The organism is Methylobacterium sp. Leaf456, from assembly GCF_001425465.1.
Classification (GTDB): domain Bacteria; phylum Pseudomonadota; class Alphaproteobacteria; order Rhizobiales; family Beijerinckiaceae; genus Methylobacterium.
This window is the reverse complement of sequence record NZ_LMQV01000002.1, coordinates 94,336-110,982: the sequence shown is the minus strand read 5'-3', so window position 1 is coordinate 110,982 and position 16,647 is coordinate 94,336. Positions and strand designations below refer to the sequence as shown.

Genomic DNA, 16,647 nt, shown 5'->3' with positions numbered 1-16,647 from the left:
TGATCCTCCATGGTCCCCATTGTCAGCGCCGCAGCCGGTTGCCGAGGACGAAGCCGAACAGGCCCATCAGCACGATGCCGACGGCGCCCTGTGCGCCGACGAGCAGGTTGGTGATGCGCCCCTCGGGCTTCACCCCGATCTCCGGCGGGTTGGCGGTGAGCATGTTGAGGGCGCTGTAGCTCACGAGGTCGAGGGGGTTGTAGGTCGGCACGTCGGTGCCCTCCCGCGACAGCCCGCCGGTCGCCCCGTAGGCCACCGCGAACAGGACGATGCCGATGGCGAAGGCGCGGGCGATGCGCGACAGGCTCTCGCCGTAATCGCACAGCCACTCGACGTAGCGGTCGGCGACCCAGCGATAGCCGTGCTGGACGGTGCCGCGCAGATCGCGCGCGAAAAAAGCCTTGCGGGCCTGCTGGCCGGCATGGCGCCGGCCCATCCGGCGCCCGCGCTTGTAGGCCCAGCTCGCGCCCGCATGGCTGCCGATGCTCTGGAGGTTGCGCTCCAGCGCGAGATAGCTCGCCTGCGCCGCCTCGTACTCGCCCGCCGCCTCCTCGCCGACGCAGCCGCCGAGCTGCTCGTGCGAGAGGCGCACGCCCTCCAGCCACGCCCCGGCGAAGCGTGCGTGACGCAGCTTGCAGGTGGTCAGATCGAGCCGCACGAGGCTGGTGCGGGCAAAATCCGCCCCCGACAGGTCGGCCCCGTCGAGACGGCAGCCGGCGAGGTTGGCGCCGCGCAGGCGCGAGCCGGTCAGCCGCGCCTTCTTCAGGCTGGCGCCCTCGAAATCCGCCCCCGTGAGGTTGCAGTCGGACAGGTTCGCTTCGTCCAGGCGGGCGGAGCGGAACACCGAATCGTCGGCGTCGGCCCCGGAGAAGTCGGTGCCCCACAGGTCGGCGCCGGGAAAGCGCGCGCCGTCGAGCAGCGCTTTCCTGAAGGTCGCGAAGCGCATCACGGCGTCGGAAAAGTCGGCATCCTCCAGCATCGCCTCGCCGAAGGCCGCCTGGCCCCCCGCGACGCCGCGGAAGCGCGCACCCGAGAGGTCGGCTCCGGAAAAGTCGGCTTCCTCCAGGCAGGCCCCCTCGAAGCCCGCCGAGCGGGCGAGGATGCCGGGCAGCTTGGCGCGCCGGAGGTTGGCGCCCGACAGGTCGGTTTCCTCAAAGTCGGCCTGCGAAAGGTCGGCCCCGCCGAGGTCGAGCCCGCCGGTCTCGGCGGCCCACCACCGGGGCGGCGCGCCCGCATCGATGCGGGCTTCCAGCGCGGCGCGGCCCAGGCGCATCCCGGCGAGCCCGCCCCGGCCCGCGCCGTCCAGAGGCGCGGCGCCCGCGCCGAGCTGCGCCAGCAGGGCGGCGACGCGCGGATCACCCTCCGTCCCGCCATGTTGCACTGCGGCCTCCCGCACCATATCCACCCCTCGCACCGTCGCCTTGAGCGATACAGGCAGGCGGGGCCGGATGGCGAGACGCTTGCACCGCGGCGATTGTGTGATCCGGCGGGCGTTCCGCGCGTTGATGCGGAGCGCCGTGACGGCGCGAGAGGGGATGGGCGGGCGTGTCGGGCAAGATTCTGCTGGTCGAGGACCACGAGGAGATCTGGGACTTCCTGTCCCGGCGCCTCAAGCGCCGCGGCTACGAGGTGGTGCTGGCCCATGACGGCGAGGCCGGCGTGCAGCAGGCCCGCGCGGCCCAGCCCGACGTGATCCTGCTCGACATGAACCTGCCGGTGCTCGACGGCTGGTCCACCGCCCGGGCGCTCAAGGCCGGCGGCGACACCCGCGCGATCCCGATCATCGCGCTCACCGCCCACGCCATGTCGGGCGACCGCGACAAGGCGATCCAGGCCGGCTGCGACGACTACCACGCCAAGCCGATCGATTTCCCCAAGCTCCTGAGCCAGATCGGCGCGGCGATCGGGGCGGCGTCCTGAGCGTGGCCGGGCGCTCGGGTTTCTCCACCACCCCTCCTCCCACCCACCCCCTCATCCTGAGGTGCTGCGAAGCAGCCTCGAAGGAGGGCTCCAGCCCGCCACGCGATCCCTGGAGCCCTCCTTCGAGGCTTCGCTTCGCTCCGCACCTCAGGATGAGGGCGCGCGTGGGAGCAGCGTCGCCGGTGCTCGTCCACTCCCTCTTCGAACAGGCCACTGCGTCATGAGCGACGATCCGGTCACGGCGCGCCTGATGCGGCGGGCGCTGCCGGTGGTGACGGCGCTCGCCTCGCTGCTCCTCGTCGTGACGGTGGCCGGCGCGCTCTATTTCGGGCGCGACATCCTCGTGCCGGTGGCGCTCGCCATCCTCCTCAGCTTCGTCCTGCTGCCCGCGGTGCGCGTCCTGCGCCGCATGCGGGTGCCACGGGCGGCGGCGGTGCTGGTCGTGGTGGTGCTGGCCTTCGGCATCCTCGCCGCGGTCGGCGGGCTGATCGCCCGCGAGGCGGCCCAGCTCGCCACCGACCTGCCGCGCTACTCCCTGACGCTGCGGGACAAGATCACAGCCTTGCGCGCCGCCACCGCCGAGCGCGGCGGCCTGTCCGATACCTTCTCCGGCTTCTTCGACATGGCCGAGGAGGTCGGCAAGGAGTTGCAGCCCCCTGCCCCCGAGACCACCGGGGATGCCCGGCTCGGCACGGCCGAGCGGCCGATGCAGGTCGAGATCCACGCCCCCCGCTCGGGCCTCCTGAAGACGCTGGGCTCGGTGGCGGGCGGCGTGCTGCATCCGCTGGCCACCCTCGGCCTGATCCTGCTGTTCACGATCTTCATCCTGCTCCAGCGCGAAGACCTGCGGAACCGCGCGATCCGGCTCGCCGGCTCGAGCGACCTGCGCCGCACCACCGCGGCGATCGACGACGCCACCGGCCGCCTCAGCCGGTTCTTTCTCGCGCAGCTCGCCCTCAACCTCGCCTTCGGCGTGGTGATCGGGCTGGGCCTGTGGGCCATCGGCGTGCCGAGCCCGATCCTGTTCGGCGTCATCGCCGGCATCTCGCGCTTCGTACCGTATATCGGCGCGGTCATCAGCGCGGTGCTGCCGCTCGCCATCGCGGTCGCGGTCGATCCCGGCTGGTCGATGGCGATCGAGGTCGCGCTGCTGTTCGTGATCGTCGAGCCCATCGCCGGCCACGTGGTCGAGCCGCTGCTCTACGGCCACTCCACCGGCATCTCGCCGATGGCGGTGATCCTCGCCGCCACGATCTGGACCTTCCTGTGGGGGCCGATCGGCCTCCTGCTCGCCACCCCGCTCACCGTCTGCCTCGTGGTGCTCGGGCGCCACGTCGAGCGATTGTGGTTCCTCGACGTGATCCTCGGCGACCGGCCGGCGCTCGGGCCCCAGGAAATCTTCTATCAGCGCATGCTGGCGGGGGATCCGGCCGAGGCGATCGAGCAGGGCCGGCTGTTCCTCAAGGAGCGGGCGCTCGTCACCTATTACGACGAGGTCGTGCTGGCCTCCTTGCGGATGGCGCAGGAGGACGCCGCCCGCGGCAGCCTCGACCGCGCGCGGCAGGGGCAGGTGGGGCAAAGCGTGCGCACCGTCGTCGAGACGCTGGGGCAGGTGCGGGCTCGCGGCCTGCCGTTCCTCGGTCGGCGGCAGAAATCCGTCAGCGCCGAGGCGGAAGCGGCCTTCGCCGCCGTGGGGCCGGACCGCAGCGACGCGGCCATCGTGCTCCGCCCCGACGACCTCGCGCCCGGCTGGCGCGGCGCGACGCCCGTGCTCTGCGTGATGAGCGCAGGCGCCTTCGACGAGGCCGCCACCCTGATGCTCGCCCAGACGCTGACCCGCCACGGCTTGAGCGCGCGGGCGGTGTCGCAGGACGCGCTGCGGGACCTGACGCCGGAGCAGCGCCCGGCGATGATCTGCTTCTCCTATCTCGACCCGATCAGCCTCTCGCAAATCCGCTTGACGCTCCGCCGCGCCCGCCAGGCGTTGCCGGGGGTGAGCGTGATGGTCGGCTTCTGGCGCGAGCGCGATCCGGCCTCGCTGGGGCGCCTGCGCCGCCAGATCGCCGCCGACCGCCTCGTCACCTCGCTCGGCGACGCGCTGGGAGCCGCGCTGGAGCAGGCGCGGGCGGCGCCGGAGCCGATGCGACGGGCGGCGGAGTAGGGCTCCGACGACAACTCCACCGTCATACCGCGGCCGCGCAGCGGAACCCGGCCCCGAAGGGGCGCGCCGGAGGCGTGCAATCCACGACTAGCCGCGACGCTGTGTGAAGCCGTGCATCACGGGTGGATTCCGGGTTCGCCCGCGGCGCCCCGGAACGACGAGCGCGTTCAAGCAGAAGCGAAGCGATTGTCAGCCCGCGTTCGGCGTCCCGGCTGCCCCTCGGCCGGTCGGCAGGGCTTCCTCGAACACCACCGCCTCGCCCCGCGACGGGTTGGCGAGCTCCCCCTGCCACATCACCGGCACGCCGCGCACCAGCGTACCGACCGGCCAGCCGGTGACGGTCACGCCGTCATAGGGGGTCCAGCCGCATTTCGAGGCGATCCACGCGTTGCGGATGGTCTCGCGGCGCTTGAGGTCCACCACCGTCACGTCGGCGTCGTAGCCGAGCGCCAGCCGCCCCTTGCGGGCGATCCCGAACAGGCGCTTCGGCCCCGCGCTCGTCAGATCGACGAGGCGGGCGAGCGAGAGCCGGCCCGCCGCCACGTGGTCGAGCATGATCGGCACCAGCGTCTGCACGCCGGTCATGCCCGAGGGCGAGTCGGGATAGGGCTTGGCCTTTTCCTCCAGCGTGTGCGGCGCGTGGTCGGAGCCGAGCACGTCGACCACCCCCTGCGCGAGGCCGCGCCAGATGCCGTCGCGGTGGGCCGCGTCGCGCACCGGCGGGTTCATCTGCACCAGGGTGCCGAGGCGCGCGTAGGCCTCGGTGCCGTCGAGGGTGAGGTGGTGCGGCGTCACCTCGACGCTCGCGACATCCTTGGCCGCGGCCAGGATCGGCATCTCGTCCTGGGTCGAGATGTGCAGGATGTGGATGCGCGCGCCGGTCTCGCGGGCCAGCGCGATCAGCCGTCGCGTCGCCTTCACCGCGACCTCGGGCGAGCGCCAGACCGGGTGCGAGGCCGGATCGCCCGGCACGCGAAGCTCTTTCCGCTCGCGCAGCATCGGCTCGTCCTCGGAATGGAAGGCGGCGCGGCGGCGGATGTTTTTCAGGATTTCGCGCACGCCCGCATCGTCCTCGACCAAGAGCGAGCCGGTGGAGGAGCCGACGAACACCTTGATCCCCGCCGCACCCGGCAGCCGCTCCAGGCTTGCCACCTCGCCCGCGTTCTCGTGGGTGCCGCCGACCCAGAAGGCGAAGTCGCAATGCATCCGGTGATGGGCGCGGGCCACCTTGTCGGCGAGCGCCTGCGCGGTCGTCGTCTGCGGGTTGGTGTTGGGCATCTCGAACACCGCCGTCACGCCGCCCATCACCGCGGCGCGGGAGCCCGTCTCCAGATCCTCCTTGTGATCGAGGCCGGGCTCGCGGAAATGCACCTGGCTGTCGATGAATCCGGGCAGGAGATGCAGCCCGCGGCAATCGCGCCGCTCCGCCGTCGCGGCGTTCGAAAGGTCGCCGATGGCGGCCACGCGGCCATCGCGGATGCCGAGATCGGCGAGGGTCGCGCCGTCGTGGTTGACCAGCGTGCCGCCGGCGAGGACGAGGTCGAAGGGCGTGTCCATCGGGGCTCTTCCCTCCAGTCGGGCGATTGAGGCCGGGATGGGCGCGGCTTATGTCAGCCGTGGACCCCATGCAACGCCAACGCCGCCCTCAGGAGAGACCATGCCGATCGCCCTGCTGCCGGACCGCGCCGTCGTCGCCGTCACGGGCGAGGAGGCGACCGCCTTCCTCCAGGGTATCCTCACCTGCAACGTCGAGACCCTGCCCGAGGGCGAGGCCCGCCTCGGTGCCCTGCTGACGCCGCAGGGGAAAATCCAGTTCGATTTCCTGGTGTCGCGCAACGGCGCGGAGGGTTTTCGCCTGGATGTGGCGACCGAGCGCGTCCCCGATCTCGTCAAGCGGCTCGGGCTCTACCGCCTGCGCGCCAAGGTGAGCATCAGTGCCGACCCGACGCTCGGCGTCGCCGCCGCCTGGGACGGCGCCGAGACGGCGGCCGAGACGATCCGGGTGCGCGACGGGCGCCTGCCCGCGCTCGGCGAGCGCCTGTATTTCACGGAGGGCGCCTTCTCGGCGGATGCCGCGGAGGCCGACTACCACGCCCATCGCATCGGCCTCGGCGTGCCCGAGGGCGGGCGCGATTTCGCGTTCACCGATGCTTTTCCGCACGAGGCCCTGATGGACCAGCTCGGCGGCGTGGACTTCAGGAAGGGCTGCTATGTCGGCCAGGAAGTCGTCTCGCGCATGCAGCACCGCGGCACCGCCCGCACCCGCATCCTGCCCGTGGTCTTCAAGGACGGGTCGGCCCCGGCGCCGGGCACCGAGGTGACGGCGGGCGCCCGCAGCCTCGGGGTCGTCGGCAGCGCGGCGGGCGGGCGGGGGCTCGCCACGATCCGTCTCGACCGCCTTGGCGATGCGCTCGCCGCGGGCGAGCCTTTGCGGGCCGGGGGCAGCATCGCGGGCGTGGAAAAGCCGGCCTTCGCCACCTTCGCCTTCCCCACCGACACGGCCGCCGCCGAATGAGCGCCGACGCGACCGGTCTCATCACCCATCCCGACGGCTGCCCGCGCTGCTGGTGGCCGGGGAATGACCCCGTTTACGTCACCTATCACGACACCGAGTGGGGCGTGCCGGAATACGATGCGCGCGCCTTGTACGAAAAACTGATCCTCGACGGGTTCCAGGCTGGCCTGTCGTGGATCACCATCCTGCGCCGCCGCGAGGGGTTTCGGCGGGCCTTCGAGGGTTTCCAGCCCGAGCGCGTCGCCCGCTTCACGGAGGACGACGTCGAGCGGCTGATGGGGGACACCGGCATCATCCGCAACCGCGCCAAGATTCGCGGGACGGTCAGTGGGGCGCGGGCGTGGCTGGCGATTCAAGAGGAGGGGCCGGGGTTTTCGGACTTCCTCTGGGACTTTTGCGATGGCCGGCCGATTCAGACCAATCCGAGAAGCCGGGCGGCCATCGCGACGGAGACCGAGGTCTCGCGCAAGATGAGTAAGGCCCTGAAACAGAAAGGGTTCACCTTCGTCGGCCCCACCATCGTCCACGCCTTCATGCAGGCGGTCGGCATGGTCAACGACCACCTCGTCGGCTGCCACCGTCACGCCGCCTGCGCGGCGCTCGGGGAGAGCCCGCGTTCGTGACGGTTGCCCGGACTCCCAAAAAACCGCGGGCGTGGCAGCGGATGCTGTCGGGGCGCCGTCTCGATCTGCTCGATCCGTCGGCGCTGGATGTCGAGATCGCCGACATCGCCCACGGGCTCGCCCGCGTCGCCCGCTGGAACGGCCAGACCGCGGGGCCGCACGTCTTCTCGGTCGCGCAGCACTCGCTCTTGGTCGAGGCCATCGGCGGCGCCCTCGACCCGCGGCTCGGGCCCCCGGAGCGGCTGGAGCTGCTGCTGCACGACGCGCCGGAATACGTCATCGGCGACATCATCTCGCCGCTCAAGAACGCCATCGGCGACGCCTATCGCAGCGTCGAGCGGCGCCTCCTCGGCGCCATCCGCCAGCGGGTCGGCTTGGCCGCCCCGACCCCAGCGCTGGCCCGCCTCGTCAAGCGGGCCGACCGGATCGCGGCCTATCTCGAAGCCACCCGGCTCGCCGGCTTCTCCGTGGCCGAGGCCGACCAGATCTTTGGGCGCCCCCCTGCCATCCCGGTGGAGGCGATGCCCGAGATCGAGGCGCTGCTCACGCCCCGCCCGACCGCGGAGGCCGAAGCGGCCTATCTCGCCCGGTTCAGTGCGCTCCAGGCGGGCGCCTGATGCCGCATCTCCACGTCTGCCCGCTGTCGCGGCTGCCCGAGACCCTGGCGGCGAGCGGCGCCAGCCATCTCGTGACCCTGGCGACGCTCGGCTCTCCGGGGCTCGCCATCGAGCGCCCGCAACAAATCGCGCCGGAGCACCATCTGCGGGTCGGCTTCAGCGACATCGTCGCGCCGATGGAGGGCCACCTGCCGCCGGGCGAGGCGCATGTGCGCGCGGTGCTCGACTTCGCGACGGCCTGGAACCGGGAGCGCCCGCTGCTGCTGCACTGCTATGCCGGCATCAGCCGTTCGACGGCCGCCGCCTACGCGGTGGCCTGCGCTCTCTCCCCTGAGCGCGACGAGGCGGAACTGGCCCGGGCGCTGCGCCGGCTGGCGCCGAGCGCCACGCCGAACCGCCTGTTCGTCGCCATCGCCGACGATCGGCTCGGGCGCCGGGGCCGCATGAGCGCCGCCATCGCCGCGATCGGGCGCGGCGCGGAGGCGTTCGAGGGCACGCCGTTCTGGCTGACGTTACCGTAAGCTCGGCTGACGTTGCCGTAAGCTCGGCTTACGCGCTCGCGCCAACGTGCCCCCGTGATCGGTCGCACGCAATCCACCCGGGCTTGTGCGACGGGAGCCGGCCCGTCATAACCCGCGCAAAGGGGATCGGGCAGGAAAGCCGGGATGAACGCTCAACGACCTGCCGCGCCCGCGGAGGCGCTGCCGGACGATCTGCCGTTCGAGCGGGCCATGGAGCAGCTCGAGGAGATCGTGCGGCGGCTGGAGCGCGGCGACGTGCCCCTCGACGAGTCGGTCGCGATCTACGAGCGCGGCGAGGCGCTCAAGCGCCATTGCGAGGCGCTGCTCAAGCGGGCCGAGGCGCGCATCCAGACCATCGCGGTCGGGCCCGACGGCCGGGCCGCGGGCACCGCGCCGCTCGATGTCGAGTAAGGCCTTGGCTCCCTTCGCACATTCAAGAATTCACGGCGTGCGAGGGATTTGCGCGCCTTTCCTCTCTTCGGGCATGAGGCTGCTCCGGTGGCACTAGCGGACACGACGATCCTCGAGGGTCTTGAGACGCCCGACCGGCTGCGGCTCCTTCCGGAGAGCAAGCTCCAAGAGGTGGCGGACGCCGTACGCGCCGAGATGATCGACGCCGTCTCGATCACCGGCGGCCATCTCGGCTCGGGGCTGGGCGTCGTCGAACTCACCGTCGCGCTGCACCACGTGTTCGACACGCCCGACGACCGCATCGTCTGGGACGTCGGCCACCAGTGCTACCCGCACAAGATCCTCACCGGACGCCGCGACCGCATCCGCACCCTGCGCCAGGGCGGCGGGCTCTCCGGCTTCACCAAGCGCAGCGAGAGCGCGTACGACCCGTTCGGGGCGGCGCACTCCTCGACCTCGATCTCGGCCGCGCTCGGCATGGCGGTCGGCCGCGACCTCGCGGAAGCCGATGCCAAGGCCAAGGGTGAGGCGCCGGGCCGGCGCCGCAACATGGTGGCGGTGATCGGCGACGGCTCGATGTCGGCCGGCATGGCCTACGAGGCGATGAACAATGCCGGCGCCCTGCACTCGCGCCTGATCGTCATCCTCAACGACAACGACATGTCGATCGCCCCGCCCGTTGGCGCGATGTCGGCCTACCTCGCCCGGCTCGCCTCCGGTGGCACCTATCGCGGCTTGCGCGAGACGGCCAAGCAGCTCGGCAAGCTCCTGCCCAAGGCGATCTACCAGCGCGCTGCGGCGGCGGAAGAGTATGCCCGCTCGCTGATCGTCGGCGGCGGGACGATGTTCGAGGAGATGGGCTTCCACTACGTCGGCCCGGTCGATGGGCACAACCTCGACCATCTGCTGCCCGTCCTGAAGAACGTCCGCGACAGCGATCAGGGCCCGATCCTGCTCCACGTCGTCACCCAGAAGGGCAAAGGCTACGGCCCGGCGGAGGCCTCGGCCGACCGCTACCACGGCGTCGTCAAGTTCGACGTGGTCTCGGGCGTGCAGGCCAAGGCCAAGGCCAACGCCCCGGCCTATACCCGCGTGTTCGGCGAGAGCCTGATCAAGGCCGCGGACGCCGACCCGAAGGTGGTGGCGATCACCGCCGCCATGCCCGGCGGCACCGGCATCGACCTGTTCGGCAAGGCGCATCCCGACAAGACCTTCGATGTCGGCATCGCCGAGCAGCACGCNGAAGGTCTGCCACGCCTCGTCCGAGCGATAGCCGAGCTTCGTCATCCACGCCGACCCGAAGGTGGTGGCGATCACCGCCGCCATGCCCGGCGGCACCGGCATCGACCTGTTCGGCAAGGCGCATCCCGACAAGACCTTCGATGTCGGCATCGCCGAGCAGCACGCCGTTACGTTTGCCGGCGGGCTGGCGACGGAGGGCTACAAGCCGTTCGTGGCGATCTACTCGACCTTCCTGCAGCGGGCCTACGATCAGGTCGTCCACGACATCGCGTTGCAGAACCTGCCCGTCCGCTTCGCGCTGGACCGCGCCGGGCTGGTCGGCGCCGACGGCGCCACCCATGCGGGCGCGTTCGACCTCGCCTACCTCTGCTGCCTGCCGAACATGNGTCCGCTTCGCGCTGGACCGCGCCGGGCTGGTCGGCGCCGACGGCGCCACCCATGCGGGCGCGTTCGACCTCGCCTACCTCTGCTGCCTGCCGAACATGACGGTGATGGCGGCGGCCGACGAGGCCGAGCTGGTGCACATGGTGGCTACCGCCCACGCGCACGACACCGGCCCGATCGCGCTCCGCTATCCCCGCGGCGAGGGCGTCGGCGTCGAGCTGCCGGAGCAGGGCGAGGTGCTCGCCATCGGCCGCGGTCGGGTGGTGCGGCGCCCCGAGGGCGCGCGGGTGGCGCTCCTCTCGCTCGGCACGCGCCTGTCGGAGGCCCTGAAGGCGGCGGACGCCTTGGAGGCCGAGGGCGTGGCCGTGACGGTGGCGGATGCGCGCTTCGCCAAGCCGCTCGATGCGGAGCTGGTGGTCGATCTTGCGAACCACCACGAGGTTCTGGTGACGGTGGAGGAGGGCTCGGTCGGCGGGTTCGGGGCGATGGTGCTGCATCTGCTCGCCGAGCGCGGCGTGCTGGATGCCGGCCGGGTCCGCGTGCGGACGCTGACGCTGCCGGACACCTACCAGGACCACGACAAGCCCGAAAAAATGTACGCCGAGGCCGGTCTCGACGCCGAGGGCATCCTCAAGGCGGTCCGCGCCGCGCTGCCGCCGCGCGAAGTCGCCGAGCCGCGCGAGAGCAGCGTGGTGAATCTGAAGCGCTGACGAGAAGCCCTCTCCCCTCTGCGGGAGAGGGTGGCCCCCAAAGGGGGTCGGGTGAGGGGCTGGCTCCGCACTTTCCGGAACCGTTGCTCCCCTCTCCCGCCCGCGCCGCGGGCACCCTCCCCCGCGGAGGGGGGAGGGTTATGGCGGTGCTGCTTGCGCCCTACTTGATCACCGCGCAGCCGATCCGCGGGCCGGCCCCGCCGATCGGCTGGGTGGTGTGGTCGTCCTCGTTGGCGTGGACGATCAGCGCCGAGCCGTCGCCGTCGCGTAGCCCCCCCTCGCCGGTCAGCGGGGTCTCGCTGGAGACCTCCGCGTTCACCGAGCCGTCCGCGGCGGCGAAGACGTTGGGAAGGTCGCCCTCGTCCGGGCCGTCGGGGTTGAGCAGGCCGTGCTTGCTCTGGTCGTGGTTCACGTGGGACTTCGACTTCTCGAACTTTTCCGGGTCCGAGCAGTCGCCGACCGCGTGGAAGTGGATGCCGTGCCAGCCCGGCGGCAGGCCGCCGGCCTGGACCGTCACCCGCATGACGAGCGAGTTCGCCCCGTCGCGGATCATGATCTTGCCGATGGTCTCGCCCTTGCCGTTGGTGAGGGCGCTCTCGTAGGTCTGCGGGGCGGAGGCCTCTTCCTTCGCGGGTTCCTTGCCCGGTTCCTTGGCCGGCGCCTGCGCGAGGGCGGGCGCGCACAGGGCCGCGAGCGCGGCGGCGGCCAGCGGGAGGCGTCGGTGGGCACGCGTCATGAGACCGCTCATCTGTCCTCGCATGGGTCGTTCGTCTCCCGATGGCGACCGCCCGGCGCGGGGCGGCCGCTTGTGACCTTGCTTGTGCCCTCGGGGGGAACCGGATTATCCGACCCCGGCGCGGGCGCTCGAAGCCGCACCGCGCATTGGGCCCGCTCAAGGTAAGGCGTGCCGGGGCCGTGCGACAGGGGCGGGGCGGCGGCAGCCGTCACGATCCGCCCTTCACGAAACCGCGGGGCCGTAAAAGAGAGGGATGATGACGGGCGAACGCCTCCGTGCCGACCGGGTGCTGGTCGAGCGCGGCCATTTCCGCAGCCGGGCGCAGGCGCGGGCTGCGATCGAGGCCGGCCTCGTCTTCGCCGACGGCTGCCCGGTGACGCGCCCCGCCGCCCCGATCGCCGAGGGCGCCCGGATCGAGGCCGCCGCCGCCCACCCCTACGTCTCCCGCGGCGGACTGAAGCTCGCCGCCGCCCTCGACGCCTTTGAAATCGACCCCACGGGCCTGCCCTGCCTCGATGTCGGCGCCTCGACCGGCGGCTTCACCGACGTGCTGCTGCGGCGCGGGGCGGCGCATGTCCACGCGGTCGATGTCGGCCGCGACCAGTTCGATGCGTCCTTGCGCGCCGACCCGCGGGTGAGCCTGCGCGAGGCAACCGACATCCGCACCCTCGAGGCGCTCGATCCGGTGCCGCGGCTCGCGGTCGTCGATGTCAGCTTCATCGGCCTGCGCCTCGTCCTGCCGACCGTCTCCACGCTTCTCGCGGGGGAGGCGGCGCTGGTGGCGTTGATCAAGCCGCAATTCGAGGCCGGGCGCGAGCGGGTCGGGCGCGGCGGCCTCGTCCGCGACGCGGCCGTGCATGCGGAGGTCTGCGAGGCGGTGCGGGGGCTCCTGGCCGATCTCGGCTTCACCGGCCTCGGCCTGATCCCCTCCCCCGTCGAGGGCGGCGACGGCAACCGCGAATTCCTGATCGGCGCCAAGCGGATGAGTCATGTCTGACACCGAAACCCTGACCATCGCCCGCCTCGGCGCCCGCGGCGACGGCCTCACCGAGGACGGCTTGCCGGTACCCGGCGCGCTGCCCGGCGAGCGGGTGCAACTGCGCCGCGAGGGCCGACACGGCGTGCTGCTGGCCGTCGAGACGCCCTCCCCCGAGCGGATCGACCCATTCTGCCCGTACTACGCGGCTTGCGGCGGCTGCGCCGTGCAGCACCTCGCGCCCGACCCGTATGCGCAATGGAAGCGCTGCATCGTCGAGGGGGCGCTGGCGCAGGCGCGGATCGAGACGCAGCTGGCGCCGCTCCTCGACGCGCGGGGCGAGGGAAGGCGGCGCATCGTGCTGCACGTGCGCGAGATCGAGGGCCGGGCGCGGGCCGGGCTGATGGCGGCGCGCAGCCACGCGCTGGTGCCGCTCGACCACTGCCCGATCACCGTGCCGGGGCTGCACCGGGCGCCCGCGGTCGCCGAAGCGCTCGCCGCCCCGCTCGGCCACGGTCGCAAGCCCCTCGACATGGCCGTGACCGCGGCCGGCGCCGGGCTCGACGTGGACATCCGCGGCCACGGGCCGGTGAGCGACGGCGTGCGCGGCGTGCTGACCCGGCTCGCCGGCGAACTCGACCTCGCCCGGCTGTCGCTGCACGGCGATGTCGTGGTGGAGCGCCGGGGGCCGGCGGTCGGCGAGGGCCCGGCCCGCCGGGTGCCGCCGCCCGGCGGCTTCCTCCAGGCGACGGCTTCGGGCGAGGCGGCGCTGACCGCGCTCGTGCTGGAGCCGATGGGCAAGGCCAAGCGCGTCGCCGACCTGTTTTGCGGCAGCGGCCCGTTCGCGCTCGCGCTCGCCGCGACCGGCCGCGAGGTTCATGCCGCCGAGGGCGACGCGGCCTCGATCCAGGCGCTCACCCGCGCCTACCGGGCCGCCGCCGGCCTGTCGCGGATTATGGCCGAGGCGCGCGACCTGTTCCGCCGCCCCCTGCTCGGGCCGGAACTCGACCGTCTCGACGCCGTGGTGTTCGATCCGCCGCGGGCGGGCGCGGAGGCGCAGGCGCGCCGGCTCGCGGAATCGAAGGTGCCGCTGGTGGTGGGGGTCGCCTGCGACCCCGGCACGTTCGCCCGCGACGCCGCCATCCTCATCGCGGGCGGCTACCGGCTGGAGCGGGTCACGCCCGTCGATCAGTTCGCGTGGTCGGGCCATGTCGAGCTGGTCGGAGTCTTCCGCAAGACCGCCTCCAAGCCGCGTCGCTTGCGTTGAGTCACGGGTCCCAAGGGCCAGCCCTTGGCGGGTCCGGGCAGAGCCCGGATTCTTTGAGCGCTTCCGCGATGTCCGCGGGATCGACCCGGAAATCCCGCAGGAAATCCGGCGCGTCCGAGGCCACCCGCGGCCCGAACACCGCGTGGTAGGTCAGCCCGCAGGCGACGGCGATCTCCCAGTAGAACGGGTCCTGCCAGCCCTCGGGCACGAGGTGGATCACCGGGGTGCCGGGGCGGCAGAACACGGTGTTGGCCATACCGGCCCCGGCGATGCCGACGACGATCTCGGCGTCCGCGAACCGGATCGCCTGCTGGCGCGGACTCAGGGTCTCGGGGTCGATCACGGTGAAGCCGTGGCGGGCGAGAAGCGCCATCACAGCGTCGCGCTCCACCAGCGCCCGGCCGCGATCCGGCTGGCGGTCGATGAACAGGCGCTGCTCCGGGGTGCGGCCGAGACGGCGCAGCCGCTGCCACAGGCGCGGCATCCGGGTGCGGCGGCGGATCGTTTCGCGCAGGAAGCGCAGGGCGTCGGGGGACTTGCGGTCGTTCGGCAGGCCGCAGGGGGTGGCGTGATGCGCCTGAGCGAAGCGGTAGGTTTTTGTTCGATCGAGGAAGCGCACGGTGACATCGCGCGGGTCGCCGAGGAACAGGGCGACGGAGCGGGCCCGCGCGGCATCGACATGGGGCACGTAGGCCACGAGCGCGACGGTGATCGGCTGGCCGGGGTAGCAGGCGCGGAGCAGGGCGAGCGCGCGCAGGCGCGGCAGGTCGTCGATCAGCCAGTGGCCGTAATTGAACGAGCCGCCGGAGTTGAGGAGAAAGGTGAGCCCCTCCCCCCCGACCGCCTCGTCGTAGGGCTCCGGGTCCGGCCCCGGGCCGGGGGTGACGTGGCGCTCCTGCGGGCGGACGGTCTCGAACAGGATTTCGGGGCGCCCGTCCGAGAGGGTGTAGAGGGCGTTGCCGGAGAGGCGGATGTCGCGGGATTCGAGGAGCAGCGTCGGCGGCACCGGCGGGAATTCGGCCGCGAAGCGCGCCGCCTGCCCCACACGGAACACCGTGCTGCCGCCGTGCAGGCGGGGCGTGCCGGGCGCGCGGGCGGGGCAACCGGGAAAGACCGTATCGAGGACGCGGGTGTGGCGCGCGACCCGGCCCGAGAGGCGGGCCAGCAGATCGGCATCGCCCGGAAACCCGCCCTCGCCGTAGAGACGCGCGGCTTCGCAGGAGAGGACGAGGTTGTTGTCCGTCAGCCAGATCGATGACGCGGACTGCGTCGGCTCTCCCGTCAACCGCGCCCTCCCCCGTCGGCTCCGCGGCGCGGGTTAGCACGCCGCACGTCCAAGCGGGACGCGCTCAGAACAGCTCCCCCCTGGACCGCTGCGCGGGGTGCCGGCCAAGCCGCGGATCCCGCGTCGCCCGCGTTGATCCGCTTGGCAGTCACGCGGTGGCCCCGTAGAACCGGGCTCCGATCATGGAGGAGTGCGAAGTGTCGGCGACGTTGCGGGGCCAATGGCGGCGGCTGTTTCGGACGCGCCGGCGGCCCCCTGTCTCGGTCGGGAGCATTGATGCCGCCACGCCGGCCTTCCTGCGGGGCTGGTGCGTCGGCGGGGACCGCACGCCGAGCCCGGTCGACGTGTTCGTCAACGGCGCGCACCTGACGCGGGTCGCCTCTAACGACCGCCGAGAGGATCTCGTCGCCCACGGCTTGCCGGCCGAGGCCGGCTTCGTCCTGCTCTATCCCGAGCCTCTGGCGCTCGCGGACGTCGTCGAGGTGCGCGCCGCCGACGGACGGCCGCTGCACGACTCGCCGAGCACCCGCCACCGCGACCGCCTGAGCCGCCTGCTCGATGGGATCGACGTGGCCCGCATGAGCGGGTTGGAGATCGGCCCCCTCGACCGCCCGACCCTCTCGAAGACGCGCGGGCCGGTCGCCTATGTGGATCACGCGAATGCCGCGGACCTGCGCAGGAAGTACGGCGGCGACCGCCCCGACATGGTCGATCAGCGGCGCATCCGCGAGGTCGACTACGTCTGGCCCTCGGGGTCGCTGCGGACCTGCATCCCGGACGGGCGGGTCTTCGACTACGCCGTCGCCGTACAGGTGATGGAGCACGTTCCCGACCCGATCGGCTGGCTCGGCCATCTCGCGGAGGTGATCCGGCCGGGCGGGCTGATCGCCCTGGCGCTGCCCGAGCGCTCCCGCTGTTTCGACCACCGCCGCGAGACGACGCGCCCCACCGACCTGATCGACGCGTGGCTGGCCAAGCTCGACCGGCCGAGTCCGCGCCAGGTCTTCGACCACGTGGCCTTCACCTCCTACCTGCATCTCGGCACCGCCCCGCCCTTCCCCGATCCGGAGCGCCTCGCGACCGCACTGGCCGATGCCCGTGCCACCGCCGTGGACGGCTACTACCGAGACGTGCACTGCAGCGTGTTCACGACGGAGGCGTTCCGGTTCTGCTGGGCGGCCATCGACGCGCTCGACATCCTGCCCCTCGAATTGCGGGCGATCCACGAGCCCTATCCAGGGGGCGACGAGTTCATCGTCAGCCTGCGCAGGCGCTGAAG

General features: G+C 72.3%; 15 protein-coding genes and 2 pseudogenes. 13 read left to right on the top strand and 4 right to left on the bottom strand.

Annotated elements, in window-relative coordinates; genetic code table 11:
• Window positions 1-22: 22 nt before the first annotated feature.
• Window positions 23-1,399 carry a pentapeptide repeat-containing protein gene (locus ASG52_RS02625; RefSeq protein WP_502691018.1) on the bottom strand — a complete coding sequence of 459 codons (1,377 nt, stop codon included), beginning with the start codon at window positions 1,397-1,399 and terminating at the stop codon, window positions 23-25.
• A 146-nt stretch (window positions 1,400-1,545) separates the two neighbouring features.
• Here ASG52_RS02625 and ASG52_RS02620 point away from each other — a divergent pair, with 146 nt between their 5' ends.
• Together ASG52_RS02620 and ASG52_RS02615 are read left to right on the top strand one after the other, a co-directional pair.
• Window positions 1,546-1,920, top strand: coding sequence for a response regulator (locus ASG52_RS02620; RefSeq protein WP_056238615.1), 375 nt, complete (start codon window positions 1,546-1,548; stop codon window positions 1,918-1,920).
• 220 nt (window positions 1,921-2,140) lie between these two features.
• A complete protein-coding gene (locus ASG52_RS02615; RefSeq protein WP_056238612.1) occupies window positions 2,141-4,081 on the top strand; it encodes an AI-2E family transporter in 1,941 nt (646 codons plus the stop codon).
• A gap of 189 nt (window positions 4,082-4,270) precedes the next feature.
• On the opposite strand, the gene ASG52_RS02610 is transcribed toward ASG52_RS02615, so the two are convergent.
• On the bottom strand, window positions 4,271-5,638 hold the full coding sequence (locus ASG52_RS02610; RefSeq protein WP_056238611.1) for a dihydroorotase: 1,368 nt from the start codon (window positions 5,636-5,638) through the stop codon (window positions 4,271-4,273).
• Window positions 5,639-5,738: 100 nt separating this feature from the next.
• Between ASG52_RS02610 and ygfZ the strand changes: the two genes are divergently transcribed.
• From ygfZ to ASG52_RS02575, 8 genes and pseudogenes are all read left to right on the top strand, one after another.
• A complete protein-coding gene (gene ygfZ / locus ASG52_RS02605; RefSeq protein WP_056238609.1) occupies window positions 5,739-6,596 on the top strand; it encodes a CAF17-like 4Fe-4S cluster assembly/insertion protein YgfZ in 858 nt (285 codons plus the stop codon).
• A complete protein-coding gene (locus ASG52_RS02600) occupies window positions 6,593-7,219 on the top strand; it encodes a DNA-3-methyladenine glycosylase I (protein ID WP_056238608.1) in 627 nt (208 codons plus the stop codon). The genes ygfZ and ASG52_RS02600 overlap by 4 nt, the downstream gene beginning before the upstream one ends.
• A 41-nt stretch (window positions 7,220-7,260) precedes the next feature.
• Window positions 7,261-7,836, top strand: coding sequence for an HD domain-containing protein (locus ASG52_RS02595; RefSeq protein WP_056238605.1), 576 nt, complete (start codon window positions 7,261-7,263; stop codon window positions 7,834-7,836).
• A complete protein-coding gene (locus tag ASG52_RS02590; RefSeq protein WP_056238604.1) occupies window positions 7,836-8,357 on the top strand; it encodes a tyrosine phosphatase family protein in 522 nt (173 codons plus the stop codon). Before ASG52_RS02595 ends, ASG52_RS02590 begins: the two co-directional genes overlap by 1 nt.
• 144 nt (window positions 8,358-8,501) lie before the next feature.
• On the top strand, window positions 8,502-8,768 hold the full coding sequence (locus tag ASG52_RS02585) for an exodeoxyribonuclease VII small subunit (RefSeq protein ID WP_056238601.1): 267 nt from the start codon (window positions 8,502-8,504) through the stop codon (window positions 8,766-8,768).
• 87 nt (window positions 8,769-8,855) lie between these two features.
• Window positions 8,856-10,009, top strand: a pseudogene (locus ASG52_RS02580) (1-deoxy-D-xylulose-5-phosphate synthase N-terminal domain-containing protein); the annotation flags it as partial.
• 50 nt (window positions 10,010-10,059) lie between these two features.
• A pseudogene (locus ASG52_RS28140) lies at window positions 10,060-10,395 on the top strand (1-deoxy-D-xylulose-5-phosphate synthase); the annotation flags it as partial.
• Between the two features lies 1 nt (window position 10,396).
• Window positions 10,397-11,104, top strand: a 708-nt coding sequence (locus tag ASG52_RS02575; RefSeq protein ID WP_286158916.1) for a transketolase C-terminal domain-containing protein, incomplete at its 5' end; no start/stop codon positions are given.
• 160 nt (window positions 11,105-11,264) lie between these two features.
• On the opposite strand, the gene ASG52_RS02570 is transcribed toward ASG52_RS02575, so the two are convergent.
• Window positions 11,265-11,840 carry a superoxide dismutase family protein gene (locus tag ASG52_RS02570; RefSeq protein WP_502691017.1) on the bottom strand — a complete coding sequence of 192 codons (576 nt, stop codon included), beginning with the start codon at window positions 11,838-11,840 and terminating at the stop codon, window positions 11,265-11,267.
• A gap of 256 nt (window positions 11,841-12,096) precedes the next feature.
• Between ASG52_RS02570 and ASG52_RS02565 the strand changes: the two genes are divergently transcribed.
• Together ASG52_RS02565 and ASG52_RS02560 are read left to right on the top strand one after the other, a co-directional pair.
• Window positions 12,097-12,837, top strand: a complete 741-nt coding sequence (locus tag ASG52_RS02565) for a TlyA family RNA methyltransferase (protein ID WP_056239466.1) — start codon at window positions 12,097-12,099, stop codon at window positions 12,835-12,837.
• Window positions 12,830-14,083: a class I SAM-dependent RNA methyltransferase gene (locus ASG52_RS02560; protein WP_056238596.1), complete on the top strand. Its 1,254-nt coding sequence runs from the start codon at window positions 12,830-12,832 to the stop codon at window positions 14,081-14,083. The genes ASG52_RS02565 and ASG52_RS02560 overlap by 8 nt, the downstream gene beginning before the upstream one ends.
• A 1-nt stretch (window position 14,084) precedes the next feature.
• Here the strand turns inward: ASG52_RS02560 and ASG52_RS02555 are convergent, their stop codons facing one another.
• Window positions 14,085-15,368 carry a glycosyltransferase family 61 protein gene (locus ASG52_RS02555; protein ID WP_056238593.1) on the bottom strand — a complete coding sequence of 428 codons (1,284 nt, stop codon included), beginning with the start codon at window positions 15,366-15,368 and terminating at the stop codon, window positions 14,085-14,087.
• Between the two features lie 197 nt (window positions 15,369-15,565).
• On the opposite strand from ASG52_RS02555, the gene ASG52_RS02550 reads away from it, so the two are divergent.
• On the top strand, window positions 15,566-16,645 hold the full coding sequence (locus ASG52_RS02550; RefSeq protein ID WP_156383760.1) for a class I SAM-dependent methyltransferase: 1,080 nt from the start codon (window positions 15,566-15,568) through the stop codon (window positions 16,643-16,645).
• Window positions 16,646-16,647: the final 2 nt, after the last annotated feature.